Origin of the sequence: Algoriphagus sp. oki45 (assembly GCF_036245605.1) — a bacterium.
GTDB lineage: Bacteria > Bacteroidota > Bacteroidia > Cytophagales > Cyclobacteriaceae > Algoriphagus.
This window is the reverse complement of sequence record NZ_BTPC01000001.1, coordinates 500,840-518,307: the sequence shown is the minus strand read 5'-3', so window position 1 is coordinate 518,307 and position 17,468 is coordinate 500,840. Positions and strand designations below refer to the sequence as shown.

The following is a 17,468-nucleotide window of genomic DNA, read 5'->3' as shown; positions in this document are numbered from 1 at the left end:
ACCATGGAATTGACTGTAGCGGAAGAGAATTATCTCAAAGCGATCTATCACCTCTCAGATGCAGGGAAAAAAAGTGTATCCACCAATGACTTGGCAGCAGAAATGAAAAATAAACCAGCCTCCGTCAGTGATATGCTCAGGAGGCTGGGAGAAAAGGAAGTCATCGAATACAGAAAATATTATGGATTGCAGATCACCGAATCCGGAAAAAGACTGGCTCTTCAGACCATCCGAAAGCATCGCCTTTGGGAAGTATTTCTGGTGGAGAAATTGAACTTTGCATGGGATGAAGTCCACGAAGTAGCTGAACAACTCGAGCATATCCACTCCCCTCTTTTGATTCAAAGACTGGATGCTTACCTCAACTTTCCAAAGTTTGATCCCCACGGAGATCCGATTCCGGATGAGTTTGGAGATGTACGCTCCCGACCACGGGTAGAATTGGCAGAAATGGAAATCAACCAAACCGGGCAGATCGTAGCCGTCAAGGATTCCTCTGCGGCTTTTCTTCGGTATTTGGACAAAGTCGGAGCATACATCGGTGCCAGAATTAAAATTCTGGACAAAGTCGAATTTGACGGTTCATTGGAAATCCTCGTGGATCAAAAAAAGAATCTGTTCATGTCCAAGGAGGTAGCGAGCAATATCCTGGTTCTTCAGTTATGAATCCCCTGAGATTATTTCTTTTCCTTTCATTTTTGGTTCTGGCCGCCTGCAAGCCTGAGGCGGAAACCCAAAGAGAAAAGCCAAGAATTGTGGCTACGACAAGTATTTTGGCAGATGGAGTTCAGAACCTTGTCGGAGACAAAGCTGAGGTCGTAGCCCTCATGCCCGCAGGAGTCGATCCTCACCTGTACAAAGCCTCAGTTAGGGATTTGGACTTATTGACTTCAGCTGACTTGGTGGTCTATCATGGATTGTTTTTGGAAGGGAAAATGACTGAGATCTTCGAAAAACTCGCTCTTACCAAAGAGCTGATCAATGTGTCGGAAGGAGTAGATAAAAACCGATTGATCCGCTCCGGACCAGAGGCACATAGCGTAGATCCCCATATTTGGTTTGATGTGAAGCTTTGGACTCAAGCTTTGACATTTGCATCAGAAAAACTTTCCCAATGGAAGCCCGAATGGAAGGAGGAAATTCAGAAAAACACGGATTCCTATCTCCAAAAACTTGCTCAGCTGGACCGAGAAGCTGAAATGAAAGTCTCTGAACTAAAGTCAAAAAATCAGGTATTGGTCACAGCCCATGATGCATTTGCCTATTTCGGAAAATCATACGGCTTGGAAGTGCATGCCCTCCAAGGCCTCTCCACGCTGAGTGAGCCTGGATTGAGAGACCTAACTGAGTTGATACAACTCATAGAAACCTATCAGGTCAAAGCTATCTTTGCTGAGCAAACCATCTCCCCAAAAGCTATTCAGGCGGTAGCCAATGGAGTCAGAAATAAAAACCGAACCGTAAAGCTGGCTGGCCCTCTTTTCACTGATAGCTTGGATGCACCTGGCACTCCTGCAGGAACCTATTTAGGCATGTTTGAAACCAATCTGAACACCATTTACGAAAACCTCCTCCCATGATCACACAAGTCGAAGAGCCCATATTGGAAATTCATGACCTAACAGTCAGCTACGATCAGAATCCCGTGCTTTGGAATGTGGACCTCAGCCTGCCCAAAGGAAAACTGGTGGGGATCCTTGGGCCTAACGGTGCCGGGAAAAGCACCTTGATCAAAGCCATTATGGGACTGATCCCTCCTACTTCAGGATACATCAGAATTTTTGACAAACCTCTAAATGAGGTCAGAACTCGCATAAGTTACGTTCCCCAGCGAGAATCCGTTGATTGGAATTTTCCTGCTTCGGTATTGGATGTGGTGATGATGGGTACGTATGGGAAATTGGGGCTTTTCCGAAGGCCCGGAAAAAAGGAAAAGGAACTCGCTCTCCATAGTCTTGAGCAAGTAGGCATGAGTGGATTCGTCAAAAGACAGATTTCAGAATTGTCCGGAGGGCAGCAGCAAAGAGTGTTTATTGCAAGAGCTTTGGCGCAGCAGGCAGATCTGTACCTGATGGACGAGCCGTTTGCCGGAGTAGATATGGCAACGGAGACGGCCATTTTCCAGTTGCTGAAAGAAATGGCCGACACCGGCAAGACGGTCATTGTGGTGCATCATGACATCCACTCCGCTATGAATTTCTTTGACTGGGCCATCATGCTCAACCTCCATCTGGTCGCTTCCGGTCCCAAAGACCTCGTGATGACCGAAGAGCTGCTGCGCAAAACCTACGGAGGTAAGCTTAACTTGCTGACCAAAGTAACCGACCTGATCAAGCGAAAAGAATTTAACCCTTTGAAAAGCTGATATGGAGGATTTTGTCTATTTCTTCACCTTCCAGGATCCCAGTATACTATGGGTTGTGCTCGGCATTACTTTATTGGGAATCGGCTCAGCTTACGTGGGGACTTTTTCCTTTTTGGATAAAAAGGCCCTTTTGGGAGATGCCATTTCCCATGCTGTACTTCCGGGAATTTGTCTGGGTTTTATTCTGGCAGGAGAAAAGAACCCGGTTTACATCGTCACCGGAGCATTTGTCTCGGGAGGTATAGCCACTTTTTTGAGTACATGGCTTAAAAGAAACACTAAGCTCAGCGAAGATGCGATCATCGCAACCATTCTTTCAGTTTTTTTTGGAATAGGGATCGTTATGTTGACCGCCCTTCAAAAATCAGGGAATCCCGAAATTGCCGGGTTGAACACCTTCATCTTTGGCAATGCCATCGGCATTTCAGAAAAGGACCTGATGCTATATGGAGGATTGGCCCTGTTTATCATATTGGTCCTGACCTTCTTTTTGAAAGAATTCCGCCTGATGGTTTTTGATCGGGAATTTGGGGATTCGATTGGTTTTCCGATGAAATCCATCTCCTTTTCTTTCAATGTCCTGATGATTCTTGCCGTAGTGATCGGGATACAGGCGATTGGGGTAGTTCTAATGGCAGCTTTATTGATTACTCCGGGGTCAGCAGCCCGATTCTGGACAGATCGATTAGGGACTTTGCTGATTTTGGCCGCTTTGTTTTCAGTGATTTCTGGGGTGATGGGAACTTATATTTCCTTTGTCCTACCACAAATGCCCACCGGGCCATGGGTAGTGGTGTTTCTTTCTTTGATCGCCTTGATTTCATTTCTTTTTTCTCCCAAAAGCGGGATGCTGTTTCGTTTTTTTGCCAGAAAGAAATACTTGAGAAAAACCCATCGGGAACACTTGCTCAAAGCACTTTACAAGGCCTTGGAAGAAGGGAGAAAATCTCTCCCCATAGAAGAAATCTATGAGCTCTACCCTTACCACAAGCCTCAAACACAATCTGGTATCAAAGATTTAAAACAAAATAATTATATCAATCAAAATCAAGAGTTTATAGAACTGTCCCAATCCGGAATTTCAGAGGCCATGAGGATCGTTAGACTTCATCGCCTTTGGGAACTCTATCTCAATGAGTCCATGAATATCGCACCGGATCACGTTCACGATTCTGCCGAGCAGCTGGAGCATTTGCTAACTCCCGAACTGGAGGCTCTGCTGGAAAAACGGCTCAACTACCCTGCATTGGACCCCCATCAAGAAACAATCCCCAGAGACCGACCATGACCTTCGATTCTAACGCTTTTCTGATCATTTTCACCGGCTCCCTGATCGCCATCTCCTGCGGGATGTTGGGGGTATTTCTGATGCTGCGCAAAATGTCCATGACAGGAGATGCCATTTCCCATGCCGTCTTACCGGGAATAGTCATCGGATTTTTCGTTTCAGGAAGTCAGAGAAGCCTAGAGGTAATCCTTGGAGCCGGACTGCTAGGGATATTGGCTACCTTAATGATTGACTGGCTACGCAAAAAAGCCAGGGTTCAATTGGATGCTTCTATCGGTATCACCTTTACCCTACTCTTCGCTATAGGTATTATTTTAATCAATCTTTTCGCCTACAAAGTAGATCTGGATCAGGAATGTGTCCTGTATGGAGAGATTGCTTATTTGCCCATTGACCTTTGGATTACCAAAAGCGGTTTGAATTTAGGCCCCAGAATTACCTGGCTTGCCGGGCTGAATTTTTTCTTTGTCTCAGGATTTATCTATCTATTATTTAAGGAGTTAACCCTAACCAGCTTCGATGAAAGCTTCGGCTCTGTTATTGGAATTCCTTCTAAAGGAATCAATCTCGCCCTGATGAGTATGGTCTCCTACACTACTGTCAGCAGCTTTGAATCAGTGGGTGCCATTTTGGTCGTGGCTTTGCTGGTTGTCCCTCCTGCCACTGCTTTTCTTTGGACCAAGAGTCTGATTCCTTTACTTAAGGTTACTGTGATTTTGGGTGTTTTGATTTCCTTCTTTGGCTATTATCTTGCTTACTGGTTGGATAGTTCAATTGCTGGAATGATGGTCACCGTAGCCGGCTTGTTTTTTGGGGCAAGCGTTTTGCTTAATAGAAAAAGGAACAGCAGCAAAAGCGGAACTTCTCCTCTACCGCAGTCGTTTGGAATTTGAAATCGTCACCTATGAAATATTTCAGCATTATTCTTCTCGGATTACTTCTCAGCACTTCTGCTTTGGCCCAAGGTCAAATCGAGTGGTTGAAGTTTGAAGAAGCCATTGCAGCCAATGCTCAAAATCCAAAAATGATCCTTGTGGACGTTTACACCGATTGGTGTGGCTGGTGCAAAAAGATGGATAAGGAAACCTTTACCGACACCAAAGTAGTCGAATACATCAATTCCAACTTTTATGCAGTCAAGCTGAACGCAGAGGATACCAAAAGAACCTTCGAATTTATGGGGAAAACCTACAATGAAGCCCAAATGGCCGCTGCCATGAGGGTGAGATCCTACCCCAATTTTGTGATTATCGAGCCCAAACTTCAAAACATTGCCCAAATGCCGGGCTATCGTCCTGCCTCAGAATTTTTGACCAGTTTGGACGAATTGATCGAGAAAGCTTTCAAGCCTAAGTTATGAGTTTTTCACTTGCTGAGCGGGATGACACCATCATCGCCCTTGCCACACCTCAAGGTGTGGGAGCTATTGCGGTGATCCGACTTTCTGGAAAAGATGCCATCAAAATCACCAATTCTGTTTTTTTTGGAAAAAACCTGGAAAATGTCCCCTCTCATACCATTCATTTAGGAACAATTCGAGATGGGGAAAAGATAATCGATGAAGTTCTAGTATCTGTATTCATCGCTCCCAAGTCCTTTACCAAAGAGAATGTAGTGGAAATCTCCACGCATGGCTCCTCCTACATTATCAATCAGGTTTTAAAACTCTTTGTCCGGAAAGGAGTGCGACTGGCCAAACCCGGAGAATTTACCCAACGAGCCTTTCTCAATGGGCAGTTTGACTTGGCCCAAGCAGAAGCTGTGGCAGACTTGATCCATGCCGACTCAGAAACCAGCCACCAAGCCGCTTTGAATCAGATGCGGGGCGGTTTTTCCTCCGAAATTCAAGAATTGCGAAATCAACTGATTCACTTTGCTTCCATGATTGAGTTAGAGTTGGATTTTGTCGAGGAGGATGTAGAGTTTGCGAGTAGGGATGATTTGAGGAGTTTGGTTGAGCGGATTTTAAGAATCGTCGAAGAATTGATCCTGAGCTTTGACTTAGGCAATGTGATCAAAAACGGAGTTCCCACGGTCATCGCCGGCAAGCCAAACGCCGGGAAATCCACTCTCCTCAATGCCCTGCTCAACGAGGAAAAAGCCATCGTTTCGGATATCGCAGGAACCACCCGGGACTTTATCGAAGATGAAATCAGTATAGGAGGTGTCATTTTCAGGTTTATCGACACAGCAGGTCTACGGGAGACAACCGACACCATTGAAGCTATCGGTGTAAGCCGGACACAGGAGAAAATGAAGACTGCATCGCTGATCCTTTACCTGTTTGATTTGAGTGATACAGACTTGGTTGAAATCAATCGGGATATCAATAAACTGGAAAACCTTGGGGTACCTTTTCTTAAAGTGGCCAACAAAACGGATAAGGCTAAAGAAAATATTATCAATGAGTTAAAGGAAAAACATCCAGATACTATTTTTATTTCCGCAGGAAAAAAAGAGAACCTCGAAGGACTAAAATCCCGAATTTTGGAGCTGGTCAATCTGGATAAATTCCGCACCGGAAATACCATTGTGACCAACGTTCGCCACTACAATAGCCTAACCAAAACACGAGAATCCCTACTCGATGTACTGACTGGCTTAGACCAAGAAGTAACCAATGATTTTCTGGCGATGGATATCCGAAGATCTCTGCATTATTTGGGTGAGATTACCGGGCAAGTGACTACGGACGATCTGCTGGCGAATATATTTTCGAAGTTTTGTATCGGGAAGTAAACCCAAGAAATACCCCTTCCCTGCTACTTCGGACTATCTTTTAAATTTGGCCTTTTTTCTGTCTCAAAATCAATGCTTAAACTTCTTAACTGAGCCCAAATCCGGGGAAGAAAAGGTAAAGCACTGAGAATTCCTCCCAAAGTCAATACCGGCATGGGAGAAAGAAAATACTCCCCTCCTGTCAGAATAGATAAAATCAAAATCGTGCTGAAAGGAAGGGATACCGCCAAAATATTGATAGCCAATTCCAAATCGAAGGTCTTTCTGGCAGATTGGGTCTGTTTTTCCAGTTTGGCTATCCCTGCCATATGGGCAAAAGGCCAAAATGACGCACTGGATAAGGGAAAAACCAGCAAAAACAGAATAACAGTCGAATTTGAAACCGGGAAAAAAGTCAAGATCATCCCGCTGATTAACAAGGAAATACCTGAACGAAACATCAAAATGGAAAAGATTTTTTGAATGGATTTCCATTTCAAAACGACCGAAACACCGATGAATAACAGAATCAAAGGAGTCATCATATCCTTTAGCATCACGACCGGACTTTTCAAAAATTCAGGAAGTGAGCTCAGGTTAAATCCAAATGACAAAAGCAGAATTGAGGAAATCATCACCAAGTTGATGGGTTCTTTCAGCATTGCCAAGAGAAGGGATTTCACCTTTTCTTTATTTGATTGAGCACCTAAGCGCTGAATCCGATAATACAAAGACATGGCTAGCAGATAAGAAATAACGAGAACAAAAAGCTTATTCCCCACATCACCTATCGCTGCCCATGCCAAGGCCTCTTCTCCCAAAAACTCAATAATAAATGGAAAACAAGACAATCCGGGAGCTAAAGAAGGAAAAAGCAACATCCAGGTTCTATGCTGGGAAGAATTTGAATCAATTCCAAGCAAAGGAAGAATCCAGTAACTCACTCCCAACATCACTCCATTCCAAGCCAATACTGCCACGGGAAGCAGAAGAAGCTCAGAATCCATTCGGATTCCTAGCAGCGCTACAAAAATCATTGCAGGCAAAGCCAAATCAAGAATGACTACTTTCAGTCCCTTCTTGTGATCCTCTTGGATTAGTTTTCCCCTTAGGAAATAACCCAAAAGAATCAAAAGAAGAATGGAGAGCGTTTTTTCTAATCCCAAAAACATGAATTGAACTTAGGCTTGGGTTACTTTTTTAAACGTCTCCACGAAAATCTCCAACTCCTCATGAGTCCCCATACTCACCCTGCACCAAGGCTTATCATACATTTCATAAGTACGGATTCCTACCCCTTCCTGAACCATGGCATTCATAAATTGCTTGCCTTCCATTTGGATGGGAAAAATCAAAAAACTGGTATGGGAAGGAATCGGGGAATATCCCAATTTGACTATTTCAGCGGTGATAAACTCCCTGCAGTCTGTATTTTGTGCCTTGCAGCTTGCCAAAAACTCCTTCTCCTGCATACTGGCAATAGCTCCTTTCAAAGACGTAAGACAAAGTCCCATGGTACTTCGCACTTTGGAAGTGATGCTCTCTATCCGTTCCTCTGTAGCCACGATATATCCTATCCTCAAGCCGGCCATTCCGTGGATTTTGCTGAATGTCCGAGCTACGATCACATCCTTGCCTTCAGCTATCAGACCCACCATGGTTTGATCTTCAGGATTAGGTAAGAATTCCAAATAGGCTTCATCCACAAACACGGGAACTTGAGTTGAAACTGTTTTACAGAATTCTTTCAAAGCCGCAGCATCGGTAATGGAACCGGTTGGATTATTGGGATTACAGATATACACAAGCTTGGTTTCTGAGTCTATGGCGGCCTTCATTCCCTCCAAATCATGGGAATAATCCTTCGCCAATGTCACTGGCTTCCATGTACCGCCCATGGCTTGGGCCGTATTCATGACCGACATGTAAGAAGGGTCTGCAGATACAATATTTCCCCCATTTTGAAATCGGGTAATGGCTGTTTTCTCCAAAAGATCTGTTGAACCCGGTCCCAGCATGATATTGGAGGGCTTTACTCCTTCCTTTTCTGCAATCATCCTGATTAGTGTCTGGGCGTCACTATGACCGTAGCGATTTCCTTCACTTACCGAATTGGCTATCGCCTGAACCACCTCTGGTGAAGGACCATAGGGGTTTTCATTGGCATTAAGCCGGGCAATCAGACGGGTTTCGGCTAGATGAACATCTGGCAAAAACTCCCTTAATGTGCTTTTTGCATTGTATTGAACTAGGTTTCTTTCAGGAATTGCAGAAAATACCGGCGCAGCCAAGAAGCCTGAGGTAGCGAGAAGACTGGATTTAAGCCAATCTCTTCTGGAGAAAGATTTATTCATGATTGTTGATAGGTTTGGTTGCTACTGGAAAAAGATCGAAATCATACCACAAATGATATGTGGAGAAAATTTCGGCCAGATTATTTTGGGTTAGCTCAGTTTTTTACCTGAAAATTCAAATTTTACACAATATGCAATAATTATGATTGTTTTGAAAACCTTAATTTGGCTTTATTTTAATTTTTATAATTATTTAAGTGTTTTTTCTAACCCATTTTTAAATTATAGGTACATCAAACTCTCCCTACATCAAGTCCATCTGGTATTTCCTTAAAAAGCTTGTTCATCAGGTAGACTTTCAAATTATAGCCCGCAATACCTTCTAAACCACGGAGAGAGTTAATTATTTGAAAATCTATTTTTTGCATTTCGAAACATCTTTATTGAATAATATATTGTTTTTTCATTTTTTTCAAAATTTAATTTGGATAAATAGGTAATTCATTCTAATATTCAGCTGTTTATACTCTAATTCGTAACAGAAAACATTCACCTAACGAATTGCTGACTTTATGAAAATCGGATTTCTAGGCGGGACTTCTCTCGCACAAACCCTTGGAAAAAAATGCATTGAAGCTGGGCTGAATCCTGTCTTCGGAGTACGATCAGATTTTGATGTAAATGCCCCCGATTGGAAAGTCCTCAATCGGCTTTACAACCGAATTTGTCCTTATGAGTCAGCGATCATCCAATCGGAAATCGTTTTGATCTGTGCGGAAAATGAGTTTCTCCCGGAAATATTCAAAGCTATCAGAAGCGTGGATACTTCCGAAAAGCTGATCGTAGACTGCACCAATGCCCATTACGACAAAAAATTAGCTGTGTCCACCACCAAACATCTAAAAAAGGCTGCGCCTAAAGCGTTCCTATTCAAAGCCTTTAATAATCTGGGGATAGATTATCCCAAATCGGACCACTTGGGAATTATCAAGGAAACCTACTATTGTGGAGAAAATATTCCCGATAAAATCCGAATAAAAAGACTTATTGAACTTATAGGTTTTAAAGCTATAGATGCAGGTCAAATAGATAATGCTCCCCTTTTGGAGGCTTTTTATCATCTGAGCAAAGAGATTTCATGGAATAAAAAAGACCAGTCTAATCTTCATTTTAAGCTGGTATCTGTGTAAACCTTATTTTTCCAGTCACCCGAATGGTGGAGCTTTGGTTCCACCATTTTTTTTGGATTTATCCAACTAAAAATGATTGATTTCTCAAGGACATACTTCGCTTAATTTTTAGGTCTGCAATTCTGAATTAAAAGAAAGCCTATAGCCTATTTGAAGAGGATTAATGAATGGATAAAGATTCTGATTTTGAGAAAAAAGCCAATTTTTATTTTACCAAGATCAAGAATTCAGAATTAAATAAAATTTATCTCTAAAACTGAGTTCGCCTTCGGAATAAAAATTTGAAAACAATATCATAAATAATTTCATCCTTCTAAATTTCAAAACCATATTTGAGAAATAAATAAGCGACTTCCCTTATTGAATGAACGTACTTGTAATTGACATAGGAGGCTCTAACATCAAGCTTTTGGCCACGGGTCAGCCCGAAAGAATAAAAATCCCCTCAGGGAGTGATTTTACACCGAATGATCTAATTCCATTGGTAAAGGATGCCACCAAGGAGTGGGCTTATGAAGCCATTTCGATAGGATTTCCGGGTGTGGTAAAACATGGTGAAATTGCCGCAGATCCAGTCAATATGGGAAAAGGCTGGATGGGCTTTGATTTCCAAAAAGCCTTCGGAATACCAGTACGAATTATCAACGATGCTGCGATGCAGGCTTTGGGAAGTTATGAAGGGGGAAAACTTCTTTTTATGGGTTTTGGGACGGGCTTGGGAACAGCCATGGTATTCGAAGACCTTATCCTTCCGCTGGAAGGTGGTCATCTGCCTTTTAAACAGGGTACTTTTGAAACCCATGTGGGCAATGCTGCGATGAAGAAAGTGGGAAAGAAAAAGTGGAAAGAGCTCGTCTATCAAACCATCGAGCATTTCAGACACTGTTTCCAGCCTGATGAAATCGTCCTCGGAGGCGGCAATTCCAAATACTTGGAAGAAATTCCGGAGAAATGCCGATTAGGATCAAACAAAAATGCCTTCACCGGAGGTTTCAGACTTTGGGAAAGAGAGTTTAAAATCTGATTCTGCACCTACTCCCTTATTATTTCCAACATGACACAAGTCAAATCTGACGCATTAGTATTTTATGGAGCTACGGGAGACCTGGCTTTCAAAAAGATCTTCCCTGCTCTGAATCAAATGGTGATTCGTGGCAACCTGAACGTCCCGATCATCGGTGTGGCAAGGGGGGATTATGATTTGGAAAAACTCAGAGAACGAGCCAAGGAAAGCATTCAAAAACACGGCAAGTTCTCAGAAGAGACTTTCCGAAAGTTTTGTGAAAAACTTCAATTCGTGGGCGGTGATTATACAGACCCTGAAACCTTCCGGAGGATTCGTACCGCTTTGGGTGATGCCAAAAATCCCACCCATTATTTAGCAATCCCACCAGTTCTTTTTCCAAAAATCATCGAGCAGCTCTCAGCCTCCGGATGTGCAGAGGGGGCAAGAGTAATCGTAGAAAAGCCTTTTGGCACAGACCTTAAGTCAGCCAAAGAACTGAATTCCATACTTTTATCCAAGTTTGAGGAAAAGTCAATCTATCGGATTGACCATTATTTAGGCAAGCGTCCGGTCAACAATATCGTATTCTTTCGATTTGTCAATTCACTCTTGGAACCTGTGTGGAACCGAGACCACATCGAATCCATGCAGATTACCATGGCCGAAGATTTTGGAATTCAAAGCCGGGGAGCTTTCTATGACAATACCGGTGCCATCCGCGATGTAGTTCAGAATCACCTATTTCAGATTCTTTGCAATTTGACCATGGAGCCACCAAAGGCACTAGATAGCGAGTCAATTCGGGATGAAAAAGTCAATGTGCTCAAAGCTATAGCGCCTTTCAGAGCGGAAGATGTGGTCAAAGGACAATATGAAGGCTACTTGCAGGAAAATAAAGTAGACCCCAATTCCAAAACAGAGACCTTTGCAGCCATTCGGCTACATATTGATTCTCCCCGGTGGAAAGGGGTTCCTTTCTTTATCCGAGCCGGAAAAAATCTGCCGGTAACCTGTACCGAAATCCTGGTCAGATTCAAGCATTTACCTTCTGCCTACTCCTCTATTGCCACCCAACCCAATCACATTCGTTTTAGAATCAGCCCGGATGTTTCTGTGGGATTTGGAATGCTCATTATGGCACCTGAAGAAGATATGGCTTCGGTATTGAGCGAGGTGCAGGGCAATCCGACTCCTTTCCCTAACGAAAAAGAAGCTTATGAAAGGGTCCTAACCGATGCCATGGCGGGTGACCCTACCCATTTTGCACGACAGGATTATGTGGAAGAGGCTTGGAAAATAGTCGATGACTACTTGGCTGAGGATCATCCCGTATATCCCTATGAACCAAAATCTTGGGGTCCTGAAATAACGAACAAGCAAATATTACCTCCCGGAGGCTGGAAAAATCCAATTGTTTCAAAAAAGTAAATTATGCAAATAAACGTTTATTCTTCCTCAGAAGAAGTGGCCCATGAAGCAGCCCGATGGATCTCTTCCTTAGCAAAAAGTAAGATTGAAAGTAAGGGCTCTTTTTCATTTGCAATCAGCGGTGGAAGGACACCATGGGAAATGCTAGCCAAACTGGCCCAAGAAAATTTGCCTTGGGAAAAAATCTTCCTCTTTCAGGTAGATGAGCGAATTGCTCCGGAAGGGCACAAGGATAGAAATCTCACTCAACTTTTTCAGGTTCTTCAGGGGACCCGATTGATGACTCGCTTGAATATTTTCCCTATGCACGTCATCTCCGAAAATATGGAAAATGCCTGTGAAGAATATAATCAGCATATTCAGGAAGTTACTGGAAATGGCAAGCTGGACCTGGTTCACCTGGGAATGGGCGCAGATGGACATACCGCTTCATTAATCCCAGGAGACAAAGTCTGCGAAGTGGAAAATCAAATGATAGCACTTACTGACCAGCCTTATCAAGGAAGACAAAGAATGACCATGACCTTCCCCTTGATCAATCAGGCAGAAAACATCCTTTGGCTGATCACTGGTGATGAAAAAAAGGAAATGCTAGTAAGGATGCTGAATAAAGACCTCGAAATTCCAGCTGGCAAAATCAGTCAAGATCAGGCAGTTCTGATGACTGATTTACTTTAAAAATTGATCAGCCTTCCCTTTGACTGGAAGGCTTTTTTTTTTGAAAAGCATCTTTGGCTATCTTTCAAAAAATTGCCCAAAATGCTCAACCTATTCCACAAAGCACTTTCTCTTCCTCAGAAAACCGCCCTTATCGACTCAGAAGGGAGCCATTCTTATCAAAAACTCACTACTTATTCCGACCAAATCGCTTCCTTCCTTCTTCAGGGAAATCCGGATTTGAATGAGAAGCGAGTGGCCTATATGGTCAATCCGGGGTTTGATTACGTGAAAATTCAATGGGCTGTCTGGAAAGCCGGAGGAATCGCCGTTCCACTTTGTATTACCTACCCACTTCCCTCCTTGGCATATGTCATTGAAGACACGCAAGCTGAAATAATCATCGCAGGTCCAGAATATGTGGAATTGCTTTCGAAATACGCAAAGGAAAGGGGAATTCGCTTTTTGCCTCTCTCTGATTTAGAATCTTCCGGTTCCAGTCCAATTCTTCCGGAAATAGAAAGTAGCCGTGGAGCTATGATTCTTTACACATCAGGGACTACTAGCCTTCCCAAAGGGGTTTTAACCACTCACGCTAATATCGAGTCTCAGATTTCCACACTTATTGAAGCTTGGCAATGGACAGAAAAAGACCACACCCTTTGCCTTCTCCCCTTACACCATGTACATGGAATCATCAATGTGGTTTCCTGTGCCCTTTGGTCAGGAGCTACGGTGGAATTCCTTCATCCATTTGATGCCAAGCAGGTTTTTGGAAAATTTCGGGAAGGAAAGATCAATGTCTTCATGGCTGTTCCGACGATCTATTTCAAGCTCGTCTCTGAATTTGAATCAAGTTCAGAAAAGGAAAAAGAAGCGTTATTTGATTGCATGAAGCAATTCCGATTGATGGTGTCTGGTTCGGCAGCCTTACCGGTCTCTGTCATGGAAAAATGGAAAGCAATCTCCGGACATTACCTTTTGGAACGCTACGGGATGACTGAAATCGGCATGGCAATCAGCAATCCCTACGAGGCCCCAAGAAAAGCCGGATACATTGGAAAACCACTTCCGGGAGTAAAGACCCGGTTAGTCGATGAGGAAAATAGACCGGTGGATTCAGGCCAACCCGGAGAAATCCAGATCCAAGGCCCTTCAGTTTTCAAGGAATATTGGGGAAAACCGGAAGCCACAGCGAAATCATTCACCTCAGACGGCTGGTTCAAAACTGGGGATGTGGCAGTGATAGAAGAGGGATATTTCCGCATTTTAGGCCGGGATTCAGTAGATATCATCAAATCCGGAGGCTATAAAATCTCTGCATTGGAAATTGAGGAAGTTTTGAGAAAGCATCCTGTAATCAAGGACTGTGGAGTAGTCGGAATACCGGATGAGGAATGGGGAGAATTGGTCTCAGCGGCCTTGGTAACCCAAGAACCCATGGATTTAAAGGTTCTCAACCAATGGATGAGGGAACAAATGCCCTCATATAAAACTCCCCGAAAGTATTTGATCGTGGATGAACTCCCCCGAAATGCCATGGGAAAAGTTGTCAAAAACGAATTGAAGAAGCTTTTTAATCAAGAGTAAAAATGATTCAGGGACTTGCCATACTTTCCTTTTCCTTTCTGCTGGGCATGTGGTCCGGAGAATTGCTTGGTTCTTGGCTGGGAATCAATGCCAATGTGGGAGGCGTAGGATTTGCCATGATTTTCCTTTTGCTTACCAAAGAATACCTAAGCCGAAAAGGCTGGTGGAAATTCGATTTGGAATTTGGAATAGAATTCTGGAATAAGCTTTACATCCCGGTGGTCATTGCCATGGCGGCCAGTTTGAATGTCAAATCCGCTCTTTCCTCGGGGACCTTGGCCATTTTGGCTGGAATCATCCCGGTATTTTTGGCTTTCTGGGTATTCAAAATTCTGATCAAAAACTTCCCCACCTCCCATGAATGAGCTGACTCAGGTTTTGGACAAAAACGGATTGATTGTCGCCTTTCTTCTGGTGGGACTGCTGACTTGGCTAACGGATCTTTTCTCCAAAAAAGTCCTTAAGTCGCGAATTCCCGGATCGGCAATAGCCATTTTTTTGGCCCTTTTCTTCGGCTATTTGGGAGGAGTAGTTGCAGGAGGAGAAAAAGGATTGGCAGATGTCACCTTATTCAAAGGTCTTTCTGTCTTGGGCGGATCCATGTTTCGGGACTTTGCCATTGTAGCTACAGCGATTGGAGCCAGTTTTCTGCTGATACGGAAAAGTGGACTACTCGGACTCATTTCCCTGATTTTGGGAATTGGTGTATTCTTCCTTTCAGGAGTTGCTTTGGCTTGGGTGGTGGGCTATCGGGATGCGGTCAGCCTTTGCACCATCGGAGCAGGAGCATGTACCTACATCGTGGGACCGGTTACCGGAGGAGCTTTGGGGGCTAGCTCGGAGGTCATTGCCTTGAGTATCGGCACGGGAGTGGTCAAGACTATCGCAGTAACTATTTTCACTCCCGTTTTTGCCAAAAAAATCGGGTTGGAAAGTCCGGGTTCAGCTATGGCTTTTGGAGGAATCATGGGCACTTCCAGCGGGGTAGCTGCCGGATTGGCTGCCACTGATCCCAAATTGGTCCCTTATGGAGCGGTGACCGCAACCTTTTTCACGGGTTTAGGATGTCTGCTTTGTCCTTCCCTGTTTTACTTGTTAATTTCAGCTTTGCTTAGCTGACCAATCCCAAAATGATGATCCAAAATGCTTTAAGACTTTCAAGTTTCACCTTGATTTTGACTGCCTTATTTTTCTCCTCCTGCCAAAAACAGGAAGAGAAAACGGTGGTGGAAGCACCAAAAGAACGTATTTCCATTGCTGAAATTGAGGAAGGAATCAAGACTTACATTGCCCAGGTTTCGGCTGAAAATGAGGGTATTTTTCCCGTGAAGGACGAAAACCACGACCTTAAAATGAAACTGGTAAGAGTCCATACCGAATACCTTTCCAACCTCGGACCTAACAGTCATTTTGCTTGCGTGGATTTAGTGGATGAAAGCGGGGAGGTTTTTGATGTAGACTTTTTCATGGAGGGAAAGCCTGGAGACATGAAAGTCACCCAAACCACCGTTCACAAACTCAATGGAAAGCCTTTTTACAGTTGGAAACAAAAAGCAGATAAGACCTGGTATCGAGTCCCTATGGAACAAACCGACAATTCCCTTTTAGGCGTGATCGAAGGTGAGGACAGCTTTGAGTTTTATTATACCGTTACGGTACCTCCTTTGACCGAAAAGGCTAAACTTTGGATTCCTTTGGCAGAATCTGATCCATTTCAAACAGTGGAGGTGATGGAAATTTCCACACCAGTAAAGGCCAAAAAACTCAATGATCCGGTAAATAAGAATACCATCCTCTATCTGGAACTCAGCCCAGAGCAAAGCGGAGAACATATCGAGATTGCCTATTCGGTCAATCGAAAAGAAAAAGGGCCTTATGAAGCTCCTGCACCAAATCCATCTGTAGACTTGGCCTCCAATATCCTTATGCCTAAAGGTGGCCGATTTGAGGAAATAGCAAAAGAAGCCTTGGGACCTAAGATCAATGAATCCAATTTGATTCAGGCAAGAGCCTTGTATGACTATATAATTGACAACATGCGGTATATGAAGTTCGGAGATTTTGGAAGAGGAGATTCGAACTATGCCTGTGATTCCAAAACAGGAAACTGCTCGGAATTCCACTCCTTTTTCATTTCCCTAGCCAGATCTGTAGGGATTCCTGCAAGATTTGCTATTGGTGCTTCCATACCTTCTGATAGAAATGAAGGAGGAATTGACGGGTATCATTGCTGGGCGGAATTCTATGCGGATGGAAAATGGTGGCCTGTAGATATCAGCGAGGCCAATAAATACACGGCTTTGGCTACTTACTATTTTGGAAGGCATCCTGCCAATCGAATTGAACTTACCCGAGGCAGAGACTTGGAGGTAAGTCCTTCCCCTGCTTCCGGACCGATTAATTTCCTTGCTTATCCGTATTTGGAGATTAAAGGAAAAGAAGTCAAAGCCCCTACCCGATTTACTTTCCAGAGAAAGTCATAAACTAAAAAAGGTTGCCAAATGGCAACCTTTTGAATTTTTGTCTTTTTGAAATTAAGCTGAAGCAGTGCTGTCAGTAGCTGTAGAATCTTCAGATGGATGCTCTGAAGGATGTTCTGAAGGGTGCTCACCACCTTCATCGGGATGTTCTCCTTCCATTTGCTCAGTAGCCTCTTCTGATGCTTCTTCCTTTTTGCCTCCGCAAGAAGTTAAAAGAGTTGCCGAAAGAAATCCCAAGGCCAAGAATAGGACTAGGGTAGATTTAACTTTTTTCATGATTGGGTAAGGTTTGGGTTTTTTACATTTCAAAAATATCAAAAAAGCTGCCAATATTCCGAATAGCCTGAGTTTGGACAATGCTTTCAATCTCAATTAAGAAATAAGGAAGAAATTAAATGAAATGTATTTTTGAAGAGAATAAAGTAATGTATTCTAGCATTTTAGCTTATATT

18 protein-coding genes are annotated in these 17,468 nt (G+C 43.4%); 15 read left to right on the top strand and 3 right to left on the bottom strand.

Going from position 1 to position 17,468, the window contains the following annotated elements; all coding sequences use genetic code 11:
- Positions 1 to 3 precede the first annotated feature (3 nt).
- The 7 genes from AAA942_RS02270 to mnmE are packed head-to-tail and all read left to right on the top strand — an operon-like array spanning position 4 to position 6,392.
- Positions 4 to 666 carry a metal-dependent transcriptional regulator gene (locus AAA942_RS02270; protein ID WP_338218608.1) on the top strand — a complete coding sequence of 221 codons (663 nt, stop codon included), beginning with the start codon at positions 4 to 6 and terminating at the stop codon, positions 664 to 666.
- Positions 663 to 1,580: a metal ABC transporter solute-binding protein, Zn/Mn family gene (locus AAA942_RS02265; RefSeq protein ID WP_338218607.1), complete on the top strand. Its 918-nt coding sequence runs from the start codon at positions 663 to 665 to the stop codon at positions 1,578 to 1,580. The genes AAA942_RS02270 and AAA942_RS02265 overlap by 4 nt, the downstream gene beginning before the upstream one ends.
- Positions 1,577 to 2,365 (top strand): metal ABC transporter ATP-binding protein, encoded by a 789-nt coding sequence (locus tag AAA942_RS02260; RefSeq protein WP_338218606.1) that lies wholly within the window; start codon positions 1,577 to 1,579, stop codon positions 2,363 to 2,365. Before AAA942_RS02265 ends, AAA942_RS02260 begins: the two co-directional genes overlap by 4 nt.
- Before the next feature lies 1 nt (position 2,366).
- Entirely contained in the window at positions 2,367 to 3,653 is a 1,287-nt protein-coding gene (locus AAA942_RS02255) for a metal ABC transporter permease (protein ID WP_338218605.1), read from the top strand.
- Positions 3,650 to 4,546, top strand: a complete 897-nt coding sequence (locus tag AAA942_RS02250; RefSeq protein WP_338218604.1) for a metal ABC transporter permease — start codon at positions 3,650 to 3,652, stop codon at positions 4,544 to 4,546. The genes AAA942_RS02255 and AAA942_RS02250 overlap by 4 nt, the downstream gene beginning before the upstream one ends.
- Before the next feature lie 11 nt (positions 4,547 to 4,557).
- Entirely contained in the window at positions 4,558 to 5,013 is a 456-nt protein-coding gene (locus AAA942_RS02245) for a thioredoxin family protein (RefSeq protein ID WP_338218603.1), read from the top strand.
- The gene (gene mnmE / locus AAA942_RS02240; protein WP_338218602.1) at positions 5,010 to 6,392 is read left to right on the top strand and encodes a tRNA uridine-5-carboxymethylaminomethyl(34) synthesis GTPase MnmE; all 1,383 of its coding nucleotides are present in this window, start codon (positions 5,010 to 5,012) and stop codon (positions 6,390 to 6,392) included. Before AAA942_RS02245 ends, mnmE begins: the two co-directional genes overlap by 4 nt.
- 23 nt (positions 6,393 to 6,415) lie before the next feature.
- Here the strand turns inward: mnmE and AAA942_RS02235 are convergent, their stop codons facing one another.
- Positions 6,416 to 7,543 (bottom strand): AEC family transporter, encoded by a 1,128-nt coding sequence (locus AAA942_RS02235; RefSeq protein WP_338218601.1) that lies wholly within the window; start codon positions 7,541 to 7,543, stop codon positions 6,416 to 6,418.
- Between the two features lie 9 nt (positions 7,544 to 7,552).
- Positions 7,553 to 8,725 (bottom strand): pyridoxal phosphate-dependent aminotransferase, encoded by a 1,173-nt coding sequence (locus tag AAA942_RS02230; RefSeq protein WP_338218600.1) that lies wholly within the window; start codon positions 8,723 to 8,725, stop codon positions 7,553 to 7,555.
- Between the two features lie 512 nt (positions 8,726 to 9,237).
- On the opposite strand from AAA942_RS02230, the gene AAA942_RS02225 reads away from it, so the two are divergent.
- The 8 genes from AAA942_RS02225 (at position 9,238) to AAA942_RS02190 (ending at position 17,019) form a co-directional block, all read left to right on the top strand.
- Positions 9,238 to 9,855 (top strand): NAD(P)-binding domain-containing protein, encoded by a 618-nt coding sequence (locus AAA942_RS02225; RefSeq protein ID WP_338218599.1) that lies wholly within the window; start codon positions 9,238 to 9,240, stop codon positions 9,853 to 9,855.
- Between the two features lie 364 nt (positions 9,856 to 10,219).
- A complete protein-coding gene (locus AAA942_RS02220; protein ID WP_338218598.1) occupies positions 10,220 to 10,879 on the top strand; it encodes an ROK family protein in 660 nt (219 codons plus the stop codon).
- A 30-nt stretch (positions 10,880 to 10,909) separates the two neighbouring features.
- Positions 10,910 to 12,289, top strand: a complete 1,380-nt coding sequence (gene zwf, locus AAA942_RS02215; RefSeq protein ID WP_338218597.1) for a glucose-6-phosphate dehydrogenase — start codon at positions 10,910 to 10,912, stop codon at positions 12,287 to 12,289.
- A gap of 3 nt (positions 12,290 to 12,292) precedes the next feature.
- Complete coding sequence (gene pgl, locus AAA942_RS02210; RefSeq protein ID WP_338218596.1) at positions 12,293 to 12,967, top strand: 6-phosphogluconolactonase; 675 nt, start codon at positions 12,293 to 12,295, stop codon at positions 12,965 to 12,967.
- An 81-nt stretch (positions 12,968 to 13,048) separates the two neighbouring features.
- Positions 13,049 to 14,536, top strand: coding sequence for an acyl-CoA synthetase (locus AAA942_RS02205; protein ID WP_338218595.1), 1,488 nt, complete (start codon positions 13,049 to 13,051; stop codon positions 14,534 to 14,536).
- Positions 14,537 to 14,538: 2 nt separating this feature from the next.
- Positions 14,539 to 14,901: a malonate transporter subunit MadL gene (locus tag AAA942_RS02200; RefSeq protein WP_338218594.1), complete on the top strand. Its 363-nt coding sequence runs from the start codon at positions 14,539 to 14,541 to the stop codon at positions 14,899 to 14,901.
- Positions 14,894 to 15,655 (top strand): malonate transporter subunit MadM, encoded by a 762-nt coding sequence (gene madM / locus AAA942_RS02195; protein ID WP_338218593.1) that lies wholly within the window; start codon positions 14,894 to 14,896, stop codon positions 15,653 to 15,655. Before AAA942_RS02200 ends, madM begins: the two co-directional genes overlap by 8 nt.
- Positions 15,656 to 15,669: 14 nt before the next feature.
- Complete coding sequence (locus tag AAA942_RS02190; protein WP_338218592.1) at positions 15,670 to 17,019, top strand: transglutaminase-like domain-containing protein; 1,350 nt, start codon at positions 15,670 to 15,672, stop codon at positions 17,017 to 17,019.
- Positions 17,020 to 17,070: 51 nt separating this feature from the next.
- On the opposite strand, the gene AAA942_RS02185 is transcribed toward AAA942_RS02190, so the two are convergent.
- On the bottom strand, positions 17,071 to 17,292 hold the full coding sequence (locus AAA942_RS02185) for a hypothetical protein (RefSeq protein WP_338218591.1): 222 nt from the start codon (positions 17,290 to 17,292) through the stop codon (positions 17,071 to 17,073).
- Positions 17,293 to 17,468 lie beyond the last annotated feature (176 nt).

Coding starts and splice junctions, on each gene's coding strand:
- AAA942_RS02270 (WP_338218608.1), top strand. CDS start 4: ATGGAATTGACTGTAGCGGAAGAGAATTATCTCAAAGCGATCTATCAC.
- AAA942_RS02265 (WP_338218607.1), top strand. CDS start 663: ATGAATCCCCTGAGATTATTTCTTTTCCTTTCATTTTTGGTTCTGGCC.
- AAA942_RS02260 (WP_338218606.1), top strand. CDS start 1,577: ATGATCACACAAGTCGAAGAGCCCATATTGGAAATTCATGACCTAACA.
- AAA942_RS02255 (WP_338218605.1), top strand. CDS start 2,367: ATGGAGGATTTTGTCTATTTCTTCACCTTCCAGGATCCCAGTATACTA.
- AAA942_RS02250 (WP_338218604.1), top strand. CDS start 3,650: ATGACCTTCGATTCTAACGCTTTTCTGATCATTTTCACCGGCTCCCTG.
- AAA942_RS02245 (WP_338218603.1), top strand. CDS start 4,558: ATGAAATATTTCAGCATTATTCTTCTCGGATTACTTCTCAGCACTTCT.
- mnmE (WP_338218602.1), top strand. CDS start 5,010: ATGAGTTTTTCACTTGCTGAGCGGGATGACACCATCATCGCCCTTGCC.
- AAA942_RS02235 (WP_338218601.1), bottom strand. CDS start 7,543: ATGTTTTTGGGATTAGAAAAAACGCTCTCCATTCTTCTTTTGATTCTT.
- AAA942_RS02230 (WP_338218600.1), bottom strand. CDS start 8,725: ATGAATAAATCTTTCTCCAGAAGAGATTGGCTTAAATCCAGTCTTCTC.
- AAA942_RS02225 (WP_338218599.1), top strand. CDS start 9,238: ATGAAAATCGGATTTCTAGGCGGGACTTCTCTCGCACAAACCCTTGGA.
- AAA942_RS02220 (WP_338218598.1), top strand. CDS start 10,220: ATGAACGTACTTGTAATTGACATAGGAGGCTCTAACATCAAGCTTTTG.
- zwf (WP_338218597.1), top strand. CDS start 10,910: ATGACACAAGTCAAATCTGACGCATTAGTATTTTATGGAGCTACGGGA.
- pgl (WP_338218596.1), top strand. CDS start 12,293: ATGCAAATAAACGTTTATTCTTCCTCAGAAGAAGTGGCCCATGAAGCA.
- AAA942_RS02205 (WP_338218595.1), top strand. CDS start 13,049: ATGCTCAACCTATTCCACAAAGCACTTTCTCTTCCTCAGAAAACCGCC.
- AAA942_RS02200 (WP_338218594.1), top strand. CDS start 14,539: ATGATTCAGGGACTTGCCATACTTTCCTTTTCCTTTCTGCTGGGCATG.
- madM (WP_338218593.1), top strand. CDS start 14,894: ATGAATGAGCTGACTCAGGTTTTGGACAAAAACGGATTGATTGTCGCC.
- AAA942_RS02190 (WP_338218592.1), top strand. CDS start 15,670: ATGATCCAAAATGCTTTAAGACTTTCAAGTTTCACCTTGATTTTGACT.
- AAA942_RS02185 (WP_338218591.1), bottom strand. CDS start 17,292: ATGAAAAAAGTTAAATCTACCCTAGTCCTATTCTTGGCCTTGGGATTT.